This window comes from Latilactobacillus graminis DSM 20719, assembly GCF_001436415.1.
Classification (GTDB): domain Bacteria; phylum Bacillota; class Bacilli; order Lactobacillales; family Lactobacillaceae; genus Latilactobacillus; species Latilactobacillus graminis.
Map to the genome: position 1 here is coordinate 23,421 of NZ_AYZB01000001.1, position 17,423 is coordinate 40,843.

16 protein-coding genes are annotated in these 17,423 nt (G+C 40.6%); 2 read left to right on the top strand and 14 right to left on the bottom strand.

Translation table 11 applies throughout. The annotated features are described in order from the left end of the window. Window positions 1-22: 22 nt before the first annotated feature. From FC90_RS00100 to FC90_RS00150, 11 genes are all read right to left on the bottom strand, one after another. Complete coding sequence (locus tag FC90_RS00100; protein ID WP_057907272.1) at window positions 23-3,619, bottom strand: WxL domain-containing protein; 3,597 nt, start codon at window positions 3,617-3,619, stop codon at window positions 23-25. A gap of 693 nt (window positions 3,620-4,312) precedes the next feature. Beyond that, the gene (locus FC90_RS00105; protein WP_057907273.1) at window positions 4,313-4,840 is read right to left on the bottom strand and encodes a QueT transporter family protein; all 528 of its coding nucleotides are present in this window, start codon (window positions 4,838-4,840) and stop codon (window positions 4,313-4,315) included. Window positions 4,841-4,987: 147 nt separating this feature from the next. Further along, complete coding sequence (locus FC90_RS00110; RefSeq protein ID WP_057907274.1) at window positions 4,988-5,353, bottom strand: type II toxin-antitoxin system PemK/MazF family toxin; 366 nt, start codon at window positions 5,351-5,353, stop codon at window positions 4,988-4,990. A gap of 15 nt (window positions 5,354-5,368) precedes the next feature. After that, window positions 5,369-5,635, bottom strand: a complete 267-nt coding sequence (locus tag FC90_RS00115; RefSeq protein ID WP_057907275.1) for a hypothetical protein — start codon at window positions 5,633-5,635, stop codon at window positions 5,369-5,371. A 70-nt stretch (window positions 5,636-5,705) separates the two neighbouring features. Next, entirely contained in the window at window positions 5,706-6,848 is a 1,143-nt protein-coding gene (alr, locus tag FC90_RS00120; RefSeq protein ID WP_057907276.1) for an alanine racemase, read from the bottom strand. A 7-nt stretch (window positions 6,849-6,855) separates the two neighbouring features. Beyond that, a complete protein-coding gene (acpS, locus tag FC90_RS00125) occupies window positions 6,856-7,209 on the bottom strand; it encodes a holo-ACP synthase (RefSeq protein WP_057907277.1) in 354 nt (117 codons plus the stop codon). 138 nt (window positions 7,210-7,347) lie between these two features. Next, window positions 7,348-8,919, bottom strand: coding sequence for a degradosome RNA helicase CshA (gene cshA, locus FC90_RS00130; RefSeq protein ID WP_057907278.1), 1,572 nt, complete (start codon window positions 8,917-8,919; stop codon window positions 7,348-7,350). Between the two features lie 252 nt (window positions 8,920-9,171). Next, window positions 9,172-10,551, bottom strand: a complete 1,380-nt coding sequence (locus FC90_RS00135; RefSeq protein ID WP_057907279.1) for a UDP-N-acetylmuramoyl-tripeptide--D-alanyl-D-alanine ligase — start codon at window positions 10,549-10,551, stop codon at window positions 9,172-9,174. Between the two features lie 115 nt (window positions 10,552-10,666). Next, a complete protein-coding gene (locus FC90_RS00140) occupies window positions 10,667-11,905 on the bottom strand; it encodes a DUF3114 domain-containing protein (RefSeq protein ID WP_057907280.1) in 1,239 nt (412 codons plus the stop codon). 67 nt (window positions 11,906-11,972) lie between these two features. Next, entirely contained in the window at window positions 11,973-12,872 is a 900-nt protein-coding gene (htpX, locus tag FC90_RS00145; RefSeq protein ID WP_057907281.1) for a zinc metalloprotease HtpX, read from the bottom strand. A gap of 13 nt (window positions 12,873-12,885) precedes the next feature. Then, a complete protein-coding gene (locus FC90_RS00150) occupies window positions 12,886-13,449 on the bottom strand; it encodes a LemA family protein (protein ID WP_057907282.1) in 564 nt (187 codons plus the stop codon). Window positions 13,450-13,599: 150 nt separating this feature from the next. Between FC90_RS00150 and FC90_RS00155 the strand changes: the two genes are divergently transcribed. Together FC90_RS00155 and FC90_RS00160 are read left to right on the top strand one after the other, a co-directional pair. Then, window positions 13,600-14,334: an SMI1/KNR4 family protein gene (locus FC90_RS00155; RefSeq protein ID WP_057907283.1), complete on the top strand. Its 735-nt coding sequence runs from the start codon at window positions 13,600-13,602 to the stop codon at window positions 14,332-14,334. Between the two features lie 26 nt (window positions 14,335-14,360). Next, a complete protein-coding gene (locus FC90_RS00160; RefSeq protein ID WP_057907284.1) occupies window positions 14,361-15,602 on the top strand; it encodes a multidrug efflux MFS transporter in 1,242 nt (413 codons plus the stop codon). 100 nt (window positions 15,603-15,702) lie between these two features. Here FC90_RS00160 and FC90_RS00165 read toward each other — a convergent pair whose 3' ends face one another. Genes FC90_RS00165 through FC90_RS00175 form a run of 3 tightly spaced genes read right to left on the bottom strand, consistent with a single transcriptional unit; the run spans window position 15,703 to window position 17,334 of the window. Beyond that, entirely contained in the window at window positions 15,703-16,380 is a 678-nt protein-coding gene (locus FC90_RS00165; protein ID WP_057907285.1) for a DUF2238 domain-containing protein, read from the bottom strand. Between the two features lies 1 nt (window position 16,381). Continuing rightward, window positions 16,382-17,011 carry a TMEM175 family protein gene (locus tag FC90_RS00170; protein ID WP_057907286.1) on the bottom strand — a complete coding sequence of 210 codons (630 nt, stop codon included), beginning with the start codon at window positions 17,009-17,011 and terminating at the stop codon, window positions 16,382-16,384. 59 nt (window positions 17,012-17,070) lie between these two features. Then, a complete protein-coding gene (locus FC90_RS00175; protein WP_004270647.1) occupies window positions 17,071-17,334 on the bottom strand; it encodes a type B 50S ribosomal protein L31 in 264 nt (87 codons plus the stop codon). Window positions 17,335-17,423: the final 89 nt, after the last annotated feature.

The window sequence follows — 17,423 nt, forward strand, 5'->3', positions numbered from 1 at the left end:
CCTTACCTCTTTACTTCATGGATTATGGTGCAACGGTTAAACTCCATTCCAAGGTAGTTGTATACCGAATTTTATGCCGTTTAGTGGTTTCAGGAACGTGCAACCCGATACTATAATCAGCAGACTTCTGATCTCCAAATTGATAGCTATATGTTGCATAACCTGGATTATCATATTGTTGATTCTTGGAATTATCACCGGTTCCGGCAGCGTACTGTCCTTGCTTGTGATAAGTAACTAATGTTGTTTTATTCTTAACACCAGGAACTAGGGTGAACTGTTTTAAAGCGTCGATTTGATCGGTCGCTGTGTTTTCATTGTCAGATGTTAATTGACTCAAACTTGCATTCGCAAAGCGTAACTCAGCGTTATCCAGCTTAACTTCCTGGAGTACATCCCGATCAACAACTACGTTACCCTTAAATTGTTGAGCTTGTTCAACCCCCAGCGACCAGTCCTTGACCCCATAGTAATCAGAAATTCCAATGCTATAGGGAATTTTCTCATGCTTCTCATCACCTTTGAGTGCTTTTAAATAATAAGTTGCATCACTCTCATGTGCTAAATACTCGCCAAAATCAAAGTCTTGGGGCGCTGAAAGCGTCAGACCAGAACGTTCATAACGAATCGTAATAACTTGTGGCTTGCTATCAATCACTGGATCAATATCTTTAATCTGATAAAAGTTGTTGGGGCTCGTGTCATCGCCATAATCAACTGCGACCCAGCCATCAATGAATTCAGGTCGAATTTTATTTGGATCAAGCTTACCACTGATATTACTTGTGGTTAATTCTGAAACTTTTTTGCCGATCGGCCCATTAACTGTTACCTCTTTATCACCGATTGCTTCATTCGTTTTGCGATCGATATATTTAAACGTAATTAAGCCATTTTCGACCTTTTTAATATTAATATCGGCTTCATTACTATCGCTAGTTGTCTTTGTGTCGGCATCCGTTTGCCCATCGACTAAATGGCCTACATTCTTAATTGGCGTTTTTGTGTCGACTAAAGATTTAGCCTGGTCATTAATTTTTACCTGAAAATCAATCTGTGCTTGTTCGCCAATTTTTAAGGGGTTAATGGTTACTTTGCTTAAATCATCAAACGTCCGATCATCCTGATTATCGCCCGATACTTTTACTGAGCCTTTAACCAAATCAACTTCCTTAGGTAAAGTATCTTGGATTTCACCAGCTTTCAACCCCTGAGGGCTGTCTCTATCGACAGTATATGTCATCCGATAATCAATAATGTCTCCAATATGACCATCAACTGCATCTGCAAAAGTAGTTGGTTTGTTAGTTGTTTCATTTTTAACCTGTTTCGTCAAAGTCGATTGATAGGGTGTTTCTGGAATATTAATATCTGCTTCACTTGAGCTGTTAAACGTTCCGTCACTACCAGTCGTCGCCTCAGCTCGGCCAATATTTCGAATGGTTGTCCCTGCTTCGGCAGATTGGTTAATTGTCGCTTCGAAGTCAACCACTGTTTTTTGTGCTTGACCAACGGTTGTTGGTTTCAAAGCGATACTGCTTAGATCATTAGGCGTGTCCGTTGTTCCGTCAGGATAGGTGACTTTAATTGATTGATTATCAATATCTAAACCACTCTTTGGTAATTCGTCACTTAAGGTCCCACTGACCATGGCAGCAGTCGACTGAGCGTCAACGTTATAAGTCAGGCGATAGGCGACCTTGTCACCAACATGGCCCACCGTCGCGGTTTGATAGTCCGTATCTTTAGCGGTCTCATTCTTAACTTGCTTGGTTAACTCGGCCATATAAGGCGATATTTCAACCGGGATATCGACATACGCGTCGGCGTCTGTATACTGATTAGTACTATCTTTCCCATCATCACCCGTTACGTTCACAGTATTCCGTAATGTTTTGCCAGCGGCTTGACTGTTAATTGTTGCATCAAATGTGACACTACTCCACTGGTTATCGGTTAAATTCGGTGATGCCACTTTTAATGTTCTGGTCGTTGCATCATAGTTACTTGCGGGGACAGCTGTTGTCTGTCCCGCGGCATCGGTCAACTTGAAGGAAGCTGTATCAATATCTAAACCAATCGGAATTTGATCATCAATCTTAATATTTATCCACTCACTCTCATACCCAATGTTGTGAGCGCTCAACTTGAAGGTTAACTTATCGCCCACGCGATTTTTACCATCAGTAGAAGTTGTGTTGCTATATTCTTTAAGCGCATTCGGGACCGTCAAGGGGGAAGTTGACACCCCGATATCCGACCGGTAATGGTCCACTTGATGATATTTGAGCTCGTGCCATTTCCAATGCGCTGAATACGCCGAGTTATTGGCGCTTTCAACAATCCTAGTTCCTTCAGGATAATTTTCACTTTCATCCCCGACCCCCATACCGTTCGGTCTAAAACGATCTAATACAGCGCTACTTCCACTTTGGGCAGCATATGCATCCGGTCCATCTGGAACTTTCATATTAAAATACATCTTAAGCTTTTGGTTTTCCTTAGTATTCATCACGTACAATCCAGTATTATTTCCCATAGCATACATTGGAACATAATCCTGGTCACCTAACATTGTATTGATCCCGAAGAATGCCATATAATATATATACCCAGCCGAATCAGTATTTTTTACATATGCTTCTTGCTGGATAACTGGCGCCTTGGCCTGAAAACGATAAAGGACCTCGACTTCTAAAGAAGTTTTATCATGGAAAGTACCTTGTGCTTTAATTACTTTCCGTCCATTTTTATCAACCGTGGTATACAGCTGCAGATTGTCGCCAATCGGATCTTCCGTATAATTGGTTATCGAAAAAGCATTATTCGGAACAAATTCACCACCAGCTGTCGGATTCTTAAACGTAAGCTCAAAATTAGGCGAAGTAGACGGCACACCTTTAAGACTGTCCAAATTAAACCCATTTGCAACATCAATACCATGCTTTAGTAAAAAAACATTTGGTGTCGCACCACCAGGACGCTTAGCCACCTTGCCGTGTGTATCTCCAAAAGTGAACTGCAACTTAACAGTGCTACTTAACGTTATTGACGAGATACCAGGATCAACAACTTTCACCCAATTGCTTTCACCATCATCAATATCCTTGTTGGGATCTATCGCACTTACTTTGAAGGTTTTATCATATGCTGCACGTAATTTAACTTCATTTGAGAGCGCGTTATTATTTTCATCAATTACTTTAAGTTGGTTAGTACCTTCATCAATCGATTTTAAAACAACATCAAACTGTTTGGTGAGGGGCTGCTGACTACTTATTTTCAATGTTGGTTTGCCAGCCGGATTCTTAGTTGCAACCACATGTATCTCCGGATGATCTGCAACAATCGCCTTACCTAACTGAATCGTCGGCGCATTTGATAAGTCAATAGTTAGTTCATGCATTTCGTTTGATTGATCGACATTAACATGTAATAAAAAATTACTACCTGCTGTGATTTTTGTGGTATCAACACTCAACTTCACTTTATTATTAGTTTGAGTTGTGACCGGTACAGTAGCAGCTTGACTTGCTTGCATACTTTGCATTGCAGGGCTCAGCCCTAACATCAACGACAGCGCAACTATGATAATTTTTGTATTTTTCAATCTCCGCATACCTTTTCCTCCGGCTACAACTCATGAGTTATGAACTAATATAAAAAAACTGATATTTTTTACAAAAATATACAACGCGTTATTTTTATAAAAATAAAAATCCGCGTGTAAAAACTTTGAAAATGCTGTTAAATCAGCCATTTAAAGATTATTTCTGTTAAAATATCTTAGAAAGAATATGCTTGTACAATTTTCAGAAATAAGATAATATTGTAATCAAGTTAGTAGTTCATAACTCATGAGTTATGAATCGGTTTACATGATTCCCAGCTTATACACCGAACAAGGGGTCAATGGAATAAATCTATAGAAACCAAATTACAATCAGTAATCTTCCACTCGACATGTTCTCGATATCCAATCGAAGCATGCCGACTATTTTTGCGTCTTGAATTGACATAATGCAGTCAGCGTGTAACTTCATCCTAAGTAATAAATCCGGTTTGGCAATCTCGTAATTAGCGTTAATATTACTTTTATATATAGAAGAAAGCGAAAAATGCGTTATTATGATGCTGTCTCAATCACTGTGTTTACAAACCCTAAAAAAACCGACAAATACTGCGTGAAAAATAAAACTAGGCGACCTATTATCGATGTTTTATCGATGATAGGTCGCCTAGCAATGGCTTTATCTATTAGCTTCAATTTTTAAGTATCTTCAGATTCCTCAATAGAATTATTTTTGAGTTATTACGATTTCATTTGAGCATCAAAATGAACGACTTTATCCACCATATACATAATTGGTGCCGTAATCGTCATAATTAGCCCTTCTGAAAGTGCCAATGAAATATATGTCGGCCAGAATGGCATTTGCGTCCCACCGGTCGATCCTGTTAGAACAATCATCCAAGCAATCATGCTCATCGAACCAGTAAACAAGAGGATATTCATGAGCATTTTTTGCCAAGTTTGTTTTAAATACGGCATTACCAAGGTCAAAATTAGTAGTGCTAACAAGGTTTGCCCGCCGCCAAAGAGCGTGTCGAGTAATTTATTTTCTGAGCTAAAAAAGAAATTAAAGACGAGCACCCCACCGAAAACACCCCATAAATATTTCTTGTTAAACACGACTAGATGATTTAACCCTTCAGAAATTCGAAATTGAATCGCCCCCGAAGCAAACCCCAGCATCCCTGGGAACAATGATAAAACAACATATAGTGCTGCCACTAATCCGTTTAAAATCACCATTTTTAAACGTCTTTGATTGGTCATTTTGAAACCTCCTATTTTTTTGTAATCATTATACGTTACTACTTGTACGCAGTTTCACCATCATAGCATATTTAATGTTTTATAATAAAAGCCACAAAAAAACGGTGACCGACCCTAAAAGACCGTCCCGTTTTAATCATCTATGTATTAAGGATTTAAAACCGGCTTAAGACCAACACTTATCGTAAGTGCTCGGTCAACTTGGCTCATCTTATCCGCTGTCAATTGTGTGACATGGTCTTTAAGACGCTGCTTATCAATCGTACGTACCTGCTCTAATAAAATTACAGAATCGCGCTCAACCCCATTATCTCTAGCCGTAATCCCCACATGGGTTGGTAATTTCGGCTTTTGAATCTTCGCTGTGATTGCCGCCACAATGACAGTTGGACTGTGGTGATTCCCCACGTCATTTTGAATGATTAAAACAGGTCGCATCCCACCTTGCTCTGAACCAACCACCGGTGATAAATCTGCATAATAAATATCGCCACGTTGTATTGATACGCCCACTTGTTCTCCCTCCAATTAGGATAAATCCGCCACGCGAATATGCGCATATGCCTCACTTTCGCAAGCGTTAAATTCGGCAGCGATTTGACTATTAATACTAGCCATTTCAGCATACCCGTTAATGATGTTATCTACTTTCGCCTGTCTCGTTGTCATAAATTCATGCAACGCATCACGAATTAAATCATTCTCATCCAGTGCATAAACCTCACAGTATTGCTCGATTTCTTGGACTAACTCAACATCTAGTTTAACAGGTCTTTGTTTCTGGTTAGCTTGCATCTGCATCACCCTCCAAATTAACACTATAGCCTTTATCTATCCTACCATATAAATGATAATAATTAAATTCTTAATGCTGATCTAACCCGGTATATATCCGGGGTAATCGGTCTGATAAACCACAAATAATTTCATAATGAATCGTGTCGGCATATTCTGCAACTTCTTGTAACGTAATTTCCTCATCACCACTACGCCCAACTAAAACTACTTTCGTTCCGACTGGATATTGTTGGGGTAACCGAATCATTAGCTGGTCCATACAGATTCGTCCAACAATCTCACACCGCTGACCATTGACTAAGACGGTTGACCCTTGCATGCGTCGTGACCAACCATCAGCATAGCCAATCGGAATTGTACCAATCCATTCATCGGTTACTGCTTCATAGCTCGCACCGTAGCCAATTTTGCTGCCAGCTTGTACCTTTTTAACAAATACTAATTCCGATTCAAGACTTAGTGCTGGCTTGAGCGGGTATGGTAATTTCGAAATCGTATTTCCAGAGGGGTTTAACCCATACATACTGATGCCCATCCGGATTAAATTACCATTGCATGCCGCATGCCATAAACTGGTCGCCGAATTTGAAACATGGACAAATCGTGGTCGCTCAGGTAAGACGGCCAACATCGCATTAAATCGTGCCCTTTGCTCCTGAAAATACGTGTCATCAGGATCATCGGCCGTGGCAAAATGCGTAAAAATCCCTTCTAAATCAAAATACTTAGCATGCGTTTTGATGAATGTGTAAGCCGCAAGTAATTCAGTCGCATCTCTAAAACCAATCCGGCCCATACCACTATCCACACTTAAATGGATATGGATTGGTTGTGGATAGGCCATTCGTTGGACGATTTGGTAGGCCGCTTGAAGCCATTCGAGGGATCCGACCGTCACTGAGATTTGATTGGCGATCACTAACTCAATTTCACTCGGTTGAGTGATCCCCAAGACAAGAATTGGTACGGTAAAATTGGCCCGTCTCAACGCCAAAGCTTCATCTAAAATTGCAACACAAAAACCGGCCGCGCCAGCAGCTTGAGCGGCTTGAGCCACTGGTAGGAGCCCGTGTCCATAGGCATTCGCTTTAAGTACCGGGAAAATAACCGTTTCTGTTCCTTCAAGCTCTTTTAATTCATTTTGAATATTTTCGTAAATTGCGTTTTGATCAACTAAAATACGCGTTGGTCGTAAATATCCGACTGTCATCGTTTAACTAACCTCTTTCCAAAATAACTTCTGCCATCACTAACGTTGCTGTATGCGAAAGCGAGACATGCACGGTTCCGGTAAACAGATCTTGATTAATATAGGGTTTACCTTGCGCGTCGTTTAGGGTCTCAACTGCATGCAGTTGAACCGGACCGATTCCCGTGCCATATGCTTTACTGAAGGCTTCCTTCACTGCAAAGCGGCCCGCTAAGAATTCTAACGCACGGTGACCGCTATAGTGCCGGAAATATTCATATTCATGCAATGTTAATACCTTTTCAGCAAAATGCTGATTGTTATTTTGCGCTTTTTCAAATCGATCAATTTCAGCTATATCAATTCCTAATCCAACAATCATCTTATTCGCCTCTAGTAATCTAATTTCATTAAGTTTACCACAAAAAAGACAGAGACTAAACTGACATCTCTGCCCACTTTCAAATATGAAAACAGCGGGTTTCCTTATTAGGAGACCCGCTGTTTTTGGTTTCATTAATTATTTATCGTTTGTACGAATCGTGAAGTTGCGTTTTGAACGACCATCAGTCTTCTTCCGGTTGTCACGATTATCATTACTGCGACGCTTACTACTGTCGCCATTACCACTGTTGCGACGACCGTCTTTGTTATCGCCACCACGACGTTTACCGTCACCATTACCGCGACGATTCCCACCGCGATAACCGCCACCGTTACCGCCACGACGATTGCCGCCGCCATTACGGTTACCACTGCGATTTCCACCTTTTTTATGTGAGGGTAATGGCCGTTCAGGTGTAATTTTAACCGGCACAGATTCCTTGCTAATTGTCTTCAATAAGACGGAAGCTAATTCAATATCTGAGAATTGTTTCAATAATTCTTCAGCTTCTTCACTGAATTTAGCCAATTGACCTTTTTCAATCATTGAATTGATATCAGCCACTGCTGCTGCTAATTGCCCCTTAAAGGCCTCTTTTTCTGTCGGTGGTTGTAAAGGTAACATCCGTTTCTTCGTTAAGTTTTCGATAATGTGTAAATATTCCATCTCATTTGGTGTTACAAAGGTCACTGAAACCCCTGATTTACCAGCACGGCCAGTCCGGCCAATCCGATGGACATAGCTATCAGGATCTTGTGGAATATCATAGTTATAAACATGAGTTACCCCTGAAATATCAAGGCCACGTGCAGCAACATCGGTTGCCACTAAAATGTCTAAACGACCAGATTTAAATGACTTCAAGACGCTCATCCGTTTTTGCTGTGATAAATCACCATGGATTCCTTCAGCATTGTATCCACGCGCCTTTAACCCCCGAGTTAATTCGTCAACCCGTCGTTTAGTCCGACCAAAAATTAAGGTTAATTCTGGTGATTGAACATCGAATAAACGCGTCATAATATCGAATTTTTCAAAATCTTTAGCCCGAACATAGTACTGATCGATTAAGTCAGCCGTTAATTCTTTTGACTTAACTTTGATCATTTCCGGGTTGGTCATGAAACTCTTACCGATTTTCATAATTGGTGCCGGCAAGGTAGCTGAGAATAAGAGTGTTTGTCGTTGATCTGGTACTTGTTTGATGATACTTTCGATATCATCCACAAAGCCCATGTCTAACATTTCATCAGCTTCATCTAAAACCAACGTCTTAACGTGATCTAATTTAACAGTGCGCCGATTAATATGATCCAATAAACGCCCTGGTGTCCCAACTAAGATTTGTGGGTGTTCTTTTAATGATCGGATTTGCCGCCGAATATCAGCACCACCGTATACCACTTGGACTTTCGCCTTACGGTCGCGACCTAAGCGATAAAGTTCTTCTTGTGTTTGGATGGCTAATTCACGCGTTGGTGAGATAATTAACGCTTGAATATTAGGATTATCTAAGTCTAAGTTTTGTAAGATTGGTAGTCCAAAAGCGGCAGTCTTACCGGTACCAGTTTGTGCTTGACCGATAACATCCTTACCAGCTAATGCTAAAGGAATTGTCTCGCCTTGGATGGGTGTTGCTTCTTCAAAGCCAGCGCGTTCGATGGCTTTCATGATTGGTTCTGATAGACCTAATTCTGCAAATTTCAAATAGTGTTCCTCCTTGTTTTGTAAAAAACATCCCATTACAAAACAGGTCCACTTCGTCAATTGCACCATTTTCAAAAATCTGTCTTGTAATATAATTGTTTTCAAAAGCTCTTTTCATTAAAAAAGCTCCCTAATAGCTTATCATGCTACACCTTAATTAGCAAACGGAATTACTCCGATTGTCAACCAAATACCATGCTTTGCTTGTTAGGCAGCTTACTCGTACTTCGATTTAAAGACGATCATTAAAAGTCAATTAGCTTCAATTGCTTGTAAAGCCGCAACAACATTCTCGAGGTGTAATCCATGACTGGCCTTTAAAACGATTAAATCAGCTGGTTGTATCATTGCTTGTAAACTATTAATTAATTCGGCTTGTTCATAACGATTGAAGTAATGCAGATGCTCTGGTTCGTAGCGCCCTTGTAAACTAAAATAGAGCGGTTTAATTTCATCACCATATAAAAAGACTTCTTGAATTACTGTTGGATCTAATTCCTGGGCCAAACTTTCATGTAATTTTTTGCTGGCCGTCCCGAGCTCTAACATGTCACCTAATACAGCAATGCGGCGCCCGTCAGTTTCAAAATGGCTAAAATTATGCAAGACTTCTTTAGCGGCGGTTGGATTTGAATTATAAACATCACTCAACATTCGGGCCCCAGTTTGACCCATTAACCATTCGGTCCGATTGCGTGTCACTTCAAAGTGGGCTAAAGCTTTTTTCATTAATTCCGGTTTAATATGAAATTGTTGACCAACTAAGATCGCAGCTAACGCATTATTGACATTATAAGTCCCCATCATTGGAATCGTAAACGTTATTTCTGGCCAAGCATTTAACTTAAATTCTGTTTTAGTTTCACCAGCGCGCACTTGTAATGGATACAAGTCATTAGTCGTCGAACTGCCAAAGGTGGCCGTTGTTAACGGACCAATCCGCTCATTTAGTAATGGTTCATCACCTGCATAGATCAGTAACCCATCTTCTTTGAGACCATCGGTAATTTCCATCTTAGCATCAGCAATCTTGGCTCGTGTCTTAAAAAATTCAATATGGGCTTCGCCAATCATTGTAATGACAGCAACATCTGGCATGGTAAGTTCACTAAGGGCTGTTAATTGCCCCGGCCGATCCATTCCCATCTCAACTACTAAAATTTCGGTATTGGCTTCCATTGATAGAATCGTTTGTGGGACACCAATCTCATTATTAAAATTGGCTTGAGTCTTATGAATGTTATATTGACTCCCTAAAACAGCTGCAGTCATATCCTTAGTGGTGGTCTTGCCATTGCTACCTGTAATTGCAACCACTTTAGGATTAATTTTTTGGAGATAATGCATGGCTAACTGCTGATAAGCCTCGAGTGGATCAGAAACCACTAAAACCGGAAAGTCGGTCGGTTGATCCGCATGGTCACTGGCCCAAAAGGTCGCCACCGCCCCGTTTGTAAACGCCTGTTCAACGAAGTCATGACCATTACGGGCCCCTGCTAATGGTACAAACAAAGCCCCCGCATTTAATTGACGTGCATCAAAAGCAACGCTTGTTACTTCAATCGTTGCCCACTGTTCAATATCATTATTAGCGCCAGTTACCCGTGCAATTTCACCCAATTGCATTTTCATATCTCACTAACTCCTATTATTTAGTGCATTTTGCAGCACGCTTTTTTAATTATGGCTTAAAATCCTACGCAATATTGTACCACAGATTCAAAAAAGCCCCAAAAATGACTAGTTTTTAACGATACCATTGTGAATAACCATCGACCTTTCGATCACCAGGTTGATACTGTTGCTTGCTCGGGCTGTGCCAACCTTTAAAAGCCGTTTCACGCAAGGCGTGATCATTTTGCAGCGGTGGCTGGCGATCTAAACGCAGATGTTCACGGTCATTACGGTTGGCATAATTAAATGACTCGCCGTTGAGTAGTTGCCGACACGCTGCAGTATCCAAATGATAATGGGCTGGATTACTATCAATCGTTCCATCAGGATTTTCGTTTAACACTTGCCATTGGCTGATAAATGCGCCGTTGGGGTCCAAAATAAACTCACTATGAAAATCAGGCGTTAACCGTTTTCGATTCCAGGGAACTGTTGGTTGTAACCCAATTCGAAATTTATTGTGCAAGCGCGCTGGTTCACGGCGCAACCAATAATGCGGCTGCTTTTTTTGTCTATCTTGAACAAAACGCTTTAACCCCTGCTCATCTGTTTCATACGGTTGTCGAAAATAATGGCGGATGTAACGTAGATTTTGACGATCAAAATACATTCTCAATTGATGAATACGGGGATCAGTCAATGTTTGCCCCTTATAAGCCCACTGCACACACCGCGCAAAGGTCATCAGAAAAGGCGCATCCGGAGCTAATTGAGGATCAATTTGATAGTACTGGGCAGTTAATTGTAGAAAATTATCATGATCCATCTGTGTTCCTAAATGATTACAGACCAATTCCAATTGTTGACCATTAATAATACGATGGGCGCTTTTTTGCCCATATGCGGCGAATAGTCGCTGATAAAGTGATGAACCCACTAAATGTAGTGCCTGCCAATTTTGTTGTAAAATAGGCTTAAGTGCTGTTGGTTGGGCTTTAATCTGCTCATTCAGATACGTAGCGTAGGCTCGCAAGCTTGCCATGTCCCAATTAGCTTGTTCCAATTTTTCAAAATGGGCAATCACTGCGGAATTAGCAATGATACCGTACCGTTGTGGGATTGTTTGGCGCCAGAGTGCCATTAATTCAGTCCCGTCCGTTTTAGCTGCTAACGTCATGATAATGGCTTTCTGAACTGCCGCCACTTGTTGATCAGTTAACACCACTTGACGTTGTTCATCTAACGCCAATAAAAGTTGTCCGCGAACTATCGCCAAATAACGCGTCATTCTTTTTTCAAATGTTCTGGTTTTCAGTTGTGCAATCAGCACTGACTGTAACACGGATAACTGTTGAATTTTTGATAAGCGCATCCCAACTCTCCCTTTTATTTCATTATCCAAAAAAAGAAGCTCAAACGGATCGTCTGAACTTCTGATTCTACATTGCCTTTAATTTAGCAACCCGAGCTTCAATCGGCGGATGGCTATCAAATAGATGCGCTCCTGAGCGACTGAGCCCTTTAAATGGATCGGCGATATACAATGCAGCACTCGATGGATCAGCAGTTTGCATCGGTTCACTATCAGTAATTTTCAGTAATGCATTAATTAAACCCTGTGGATTACGGGTCAACTCAACTCCGGCGGCATCCGCCAAATATTCTCGATTTCGCGATAATGCCATCTGAGCAATACTAGCCGCTAAAGGACCCAATACTAATAGCAAAATTGAGACGATTAGGCCAATAATATTACCGGCTCCTTCTTCACGATCATCATCACGACTACGACCAGCGCCCCACCATAACATGTTGCTACCAATGTTCACGAGCATTGAAATCACCGCAGATAATGCTAAGGCAATCGTCTGTAAGCGAATATCATAGTTGCGAATATGTGATACCTCGTGGGCAATTACCCCTTCCAATTCTTCACGGTTCAAACGAGCCATAATCCCGGTTGTAACTGCAACAGCTGCATGTTCTGGATCATTACCGGTCGCAAACGCATTTGGGCTGTCATCAGCTACAATGAACACGCGTGGCATTGGCACGCGTGCCACCAATGCCATATCTTCGACGATGTGCCACAGATCTGGGTATTGCTGGGCATTATGGATTTCTGTAGCATGATTCATCTGCATCACAACGTTGGTTGAATTACCAATCATGATTGCCATATAAATGATAGCTAAAACAGCTGCAACTACGATGCCACTAATGAGATTCCGCATAAATAGGTAACCCAATGCAGCGCCAATTACTAATACTAAAGCGAAAAAGCCAACCATAACGAAGACTGTTTTGCGTTTATTCTGTTGAATTTGTTCAAATAACATCCCTTATCACACCCTATTCAAATGATACTTTAGGCGCTGATTTTTCTTCAACTGGTGTTTCTAAGTAAGCTGTTTTTTGGAAATTGTGGGCACCAGCCAGTATATTCCCTGGAAACGTTTGAATTTGATTATTATAACGAGTGGCGCTCGAGTTGAATAATTGGCGGGCATACGCAATTTTGTTTTCTGTATTCGTCAATTCTTCCATTAATTTCGTAAATTCAGCATCGGCTTTTAAATCAGGATAGCTTTCGGATAATGCAAAGATACTTTTCAATGAATCTGTTAACTGATTCGAAACTGCCATAGTTGCTTGTCGATTATCAGCTGGAGTTGCAACCAATTGATTCCGCATCTTGATAACCTTTTCTAACGTATCTTGTTCGTGCTTAGCGTATCCTTTAACCGTTGATACTAAGTTTGGAATTAAATCATTGCGCCGTTTGAGCTGCACATCAATCTGACTCCAAGCTTCATCGGTCCAGTTCCGACTCTTGACCATGTTATTGTAGGTGCTGATGTAAAATACAACGGCACCGACCACCAACAAAATAATGATAACAATTAACCACAACATACGCTTATCCTCTTTTCTTTACGATTATCTTCATATTATCAGACTCTTGCCAACAAATAAAGAATCAGCTGTCAAGCTTAACAAATCCTTTGTTTGACATAAATGGTAGAATAAAAGAGTTCCTAATTTTCTTGGAAAGGAGGAATTTATATGTTTACTGCGCACCCATCAATTGCTGATGCTGATTTAACCGAACCTCAATTTATCGCTGATGATGATCGAATTCCGGCTATTTATCGCGCAATCTGTCGAACAATGAATGGTGGTTTCCTTGCGCAGTTTAGTTTGCCAACCAGTGAACCAACTAACGATGGGTTAGCTGACGTTGAGTGTCACTATTTGGCTGGCATTGCCCAACATGGTGAAGTCACCATCCAAGCGCCGGCACTTCCCGATTATTTAATCCCATTTAGTCAACATCACCAACGATACTTTGCCTTTGATTATCACCAGTCATCAGATGAACCACAGATTCGCTACATAGATACTGAAGTTGATCAATGGTTAGTGGTTGCTGATTCGTTAACTAGTTTCCTCACGCAATTAAGTCCGAAAATAATTGATTTAAATATCGAAAATAAATTAACGCCCTTGCAGCGCAATCATTACTTGTTAGTGGCCCAAGGTGCACAATTAGATGCTTTGTTGGCACGCTATGAAGCAGACGCTGATAAGCAATGGCTCTTCGATTGGTTATTATATTTTGCTGAACAAGGGACACCAGCACAGCAAATGAGTGCCCTGATAGCCTACGATATCCAACGCTTGTATTTTAAACGGCAGCTGCCACGCATTAAAAGTGCACAACTCACCACCATTTTTGAACAATTACCGTCCCTAAAAGATGCCTATCACGCCTACCAAAAAACGTGGTCGCCTCTTTAACTTTTTAGAATCGAGATGATTATGGTATGTTGACTGCTATTCGTCAACGCTTATTCAAACGTCGTGCACAATGGGAACAAAACCTTATCGTTTTATGGTTTGGTAATTTCATGGCCGGCGTCGCATTTAGTTTAATCATGCCGTTTATGTCACTTTACATCGACACTCTCGGCCATTTTACAACCACTCAACTCAGTTTATGGAGTGGCCTCACATACTCTGTCACCTTCTTAATTACCGCCTTAATTTCACCGTGGTGGGGCAAGATCGCTGATCAGCGTGGTCGCAAGTTGATGTTACTCCGTGCTTCTTTAGGGCTGGCCATCGTCCTTGGATCAATGGGTTTAGTACAGAATATTTACGAACTGATTGGCTTACGCCTTTTACAAGGTTTCTTTTCAGGCTACATCAGTAACGCCAATGCTTTAATTGCCACTTCAGCACCTCGCGAAAAAAGTGGTCAAGCTTTAGGTACATTAACGACTGGTAATGTTTCAGGTACCTTATTAGGTCCTTTATTAGGCGGAATTATCGCTCAAGCAACTGGTTACCGCACCACTTTCTTTATTACTGGTACAATCTTATTCATTGTTTTTATCCTCTGCTTGGTCTTCGTTCATGAAGACTTCACCCCAGTTCAAAAAGGGGATCAAGTTCCTGGTCGACAATTAATTCACGAATTAAAATATCCACATCTCATCATCGGGATGTTCGTCACCACGATGATTATTCAAGCTTCAAATAATTCAATTAGTCCATTATTAAGTCTATATGTTCGCCAATTAATCCACCATGGCCATAATGTCGCCTTAATCAGTGGGATTGTTGCTGCAATTCCGGGAATTGCGACATTAATTGCCGCGCCTCGGTTTGGTGCACTCGGTGATCGCATTGGTTCCGAAAAGATTCTACTCGGTGGTTTAATCTTTGCCGTCTTCGTTTATGTTCCACAGGCGTTCGTCCAAAACGTTTGGCAACTTGGTGCGCTGCGCTTGTTGGTCGGTGTGGCCGATGCCGCATTATTGCCGCAAGTTCAAACGATTCTCGCGAAGTATTCACCCCATAGTTCTGCTGGGCGTATTTTTAGTTATAATCAATCTTTCCAAGCAATGGGCAACGTTGCCGGACCTTTAATTGGTTCGAGTGTTTCTGGTTTATTCGGCTACAGTGGTGTCTTCCTATCAACTACCGTCTTAGTCGTGATTAATCTCTTTTGGGTTCGTCAGAATACCAAAGTCCTCCACGATGAGCATCAACTTCAAAAATAATACAAAAAAGTGGTGTCGTTTAAATTTAAGCGACACCACTTCTTTAATATTCCAAACTAACTTTTTATAAGATCAGCTATTTAAACGCTAAAATTGCGCATCATTTTTTGGTGAACGTTAATTTATTCAGCCAATTACGATTATGTTTGATACAAAAATAGCCAATCAATGCAATTAAACATGAGCCTAATACATCTGCCAATAAATCCCCCATTGTGTCTACCAATGCTGCTTGACCTCGTAATAATTGACCACCGAGCATATACCGTTGCATATTCAACCCTAATAAGCGATCGCCGGTAAATTCATAAAATTCCCACAAAATCCCAATTGTACTGCCAAACGTAGCTGCAAATAAGCTCATCAGCAATGCTGAAATGCTCTGCCGTAATTGTTTAGAAATCAAGCCATTAAATACAGTGTAACCTAAGCCAGCCAATAAACCAGCACTTAAGACATGTAAAAACTTATCCCAATAGTATAAACGACTATAAAAATGCAACCCCGTTCCCAATAAAATTGAACAGTACACAAAAATTAAATAAACTGCGTACAATATTTCTGGAAAACGATACGGTATGAAGCGCTCGACGACAATTGGTAAGGTCGCAATTACCAAGCCGACAACGACCTGTAAAACGGTCATTGATAACATCGTATTTTCTGCAGACTTTTTAAGTATTTGTTCTAGGTAATAGCCAATATAGATTAATTGGCTTACGATAGTAAAGACGTACAGCCAGTCTACCCAGCGCCAATTTGATTTCCGTTTTGCCATCTTAGTCATCCTTTCCATTCAAATGATAACGTGTCACACTGCGATTAAGCCGTAAGTACGCAATAAAGTGAAATATATTTCCCATCAATATTAAAAACACCCCTAACCAACTATTAAACTGAATCCCAATCAGCGCAATTGCATAAATCGTGACACTGCGAACCGGATCATTTTTTATTGTTTGATAGAACTGCTCGTGATGCCGCATTAACTCATGGTGGACTGCCATATAACGATATAACGCCCAAAACAATGCCGATATGACTAACGCAACAAGTGCATAACAGGTAAAAGCAAACCGAATATCAGCATTATTTTGTTTAGCAATCGACTCTGATAACAAACTCGTGGGATAATTAATCAGGGTCACAGTAAATAAAATACTGAGATTAATCACATTCAATTGGCGGTTAGTCTGCTTGATTTTGGCAAAGTAATCATGATGAAACAACCATAAAGTCCCGACATAGAAAAAAGACAAGATATAGGCTGCTAATGTTGGCCACTGGGCAATCACTGCCTGATTTAAATGGCCGATTTGGTAATTTGGTACCTTAAAATCTAACACTAAAAGCGTTAATACAATGGCAAAAACCCCGTCACTAAAAGCTTGTAGCCGATCAATTTTCATAATAGCCTCCTAAAAATGACAAAAAAAAACCGAGGAAAGCTTCCCCAGTTCTAAAATACTTATTTGGCAGCATTCTTGTCTGCAAAACCATATTTTTTGTTGAAACGATCGACACGTCCATCTGCTTGAGTAAACTTTTGTTTACCAGTGTAGAAAGGATGTGAATCTGATGAAATTTCAACACGGATTAATGGATATGTGTTACCGTCTTCCCATTCAACAGTTTCAGCTGAGTTAGCAGTTGAACCAGAGATGAATTTGAAGCCAGTTGATGAATCCATAAATACTACCTTGTGATAATCTGGATGAATACCTTGTTTCATGTCTTTTCCGCTCCTTTTTACTAAAGTTATCTGCATCAATTCAGACACACAACTTAAGTCTTGCCCTGAGATATTTGCTATGTCAGAGA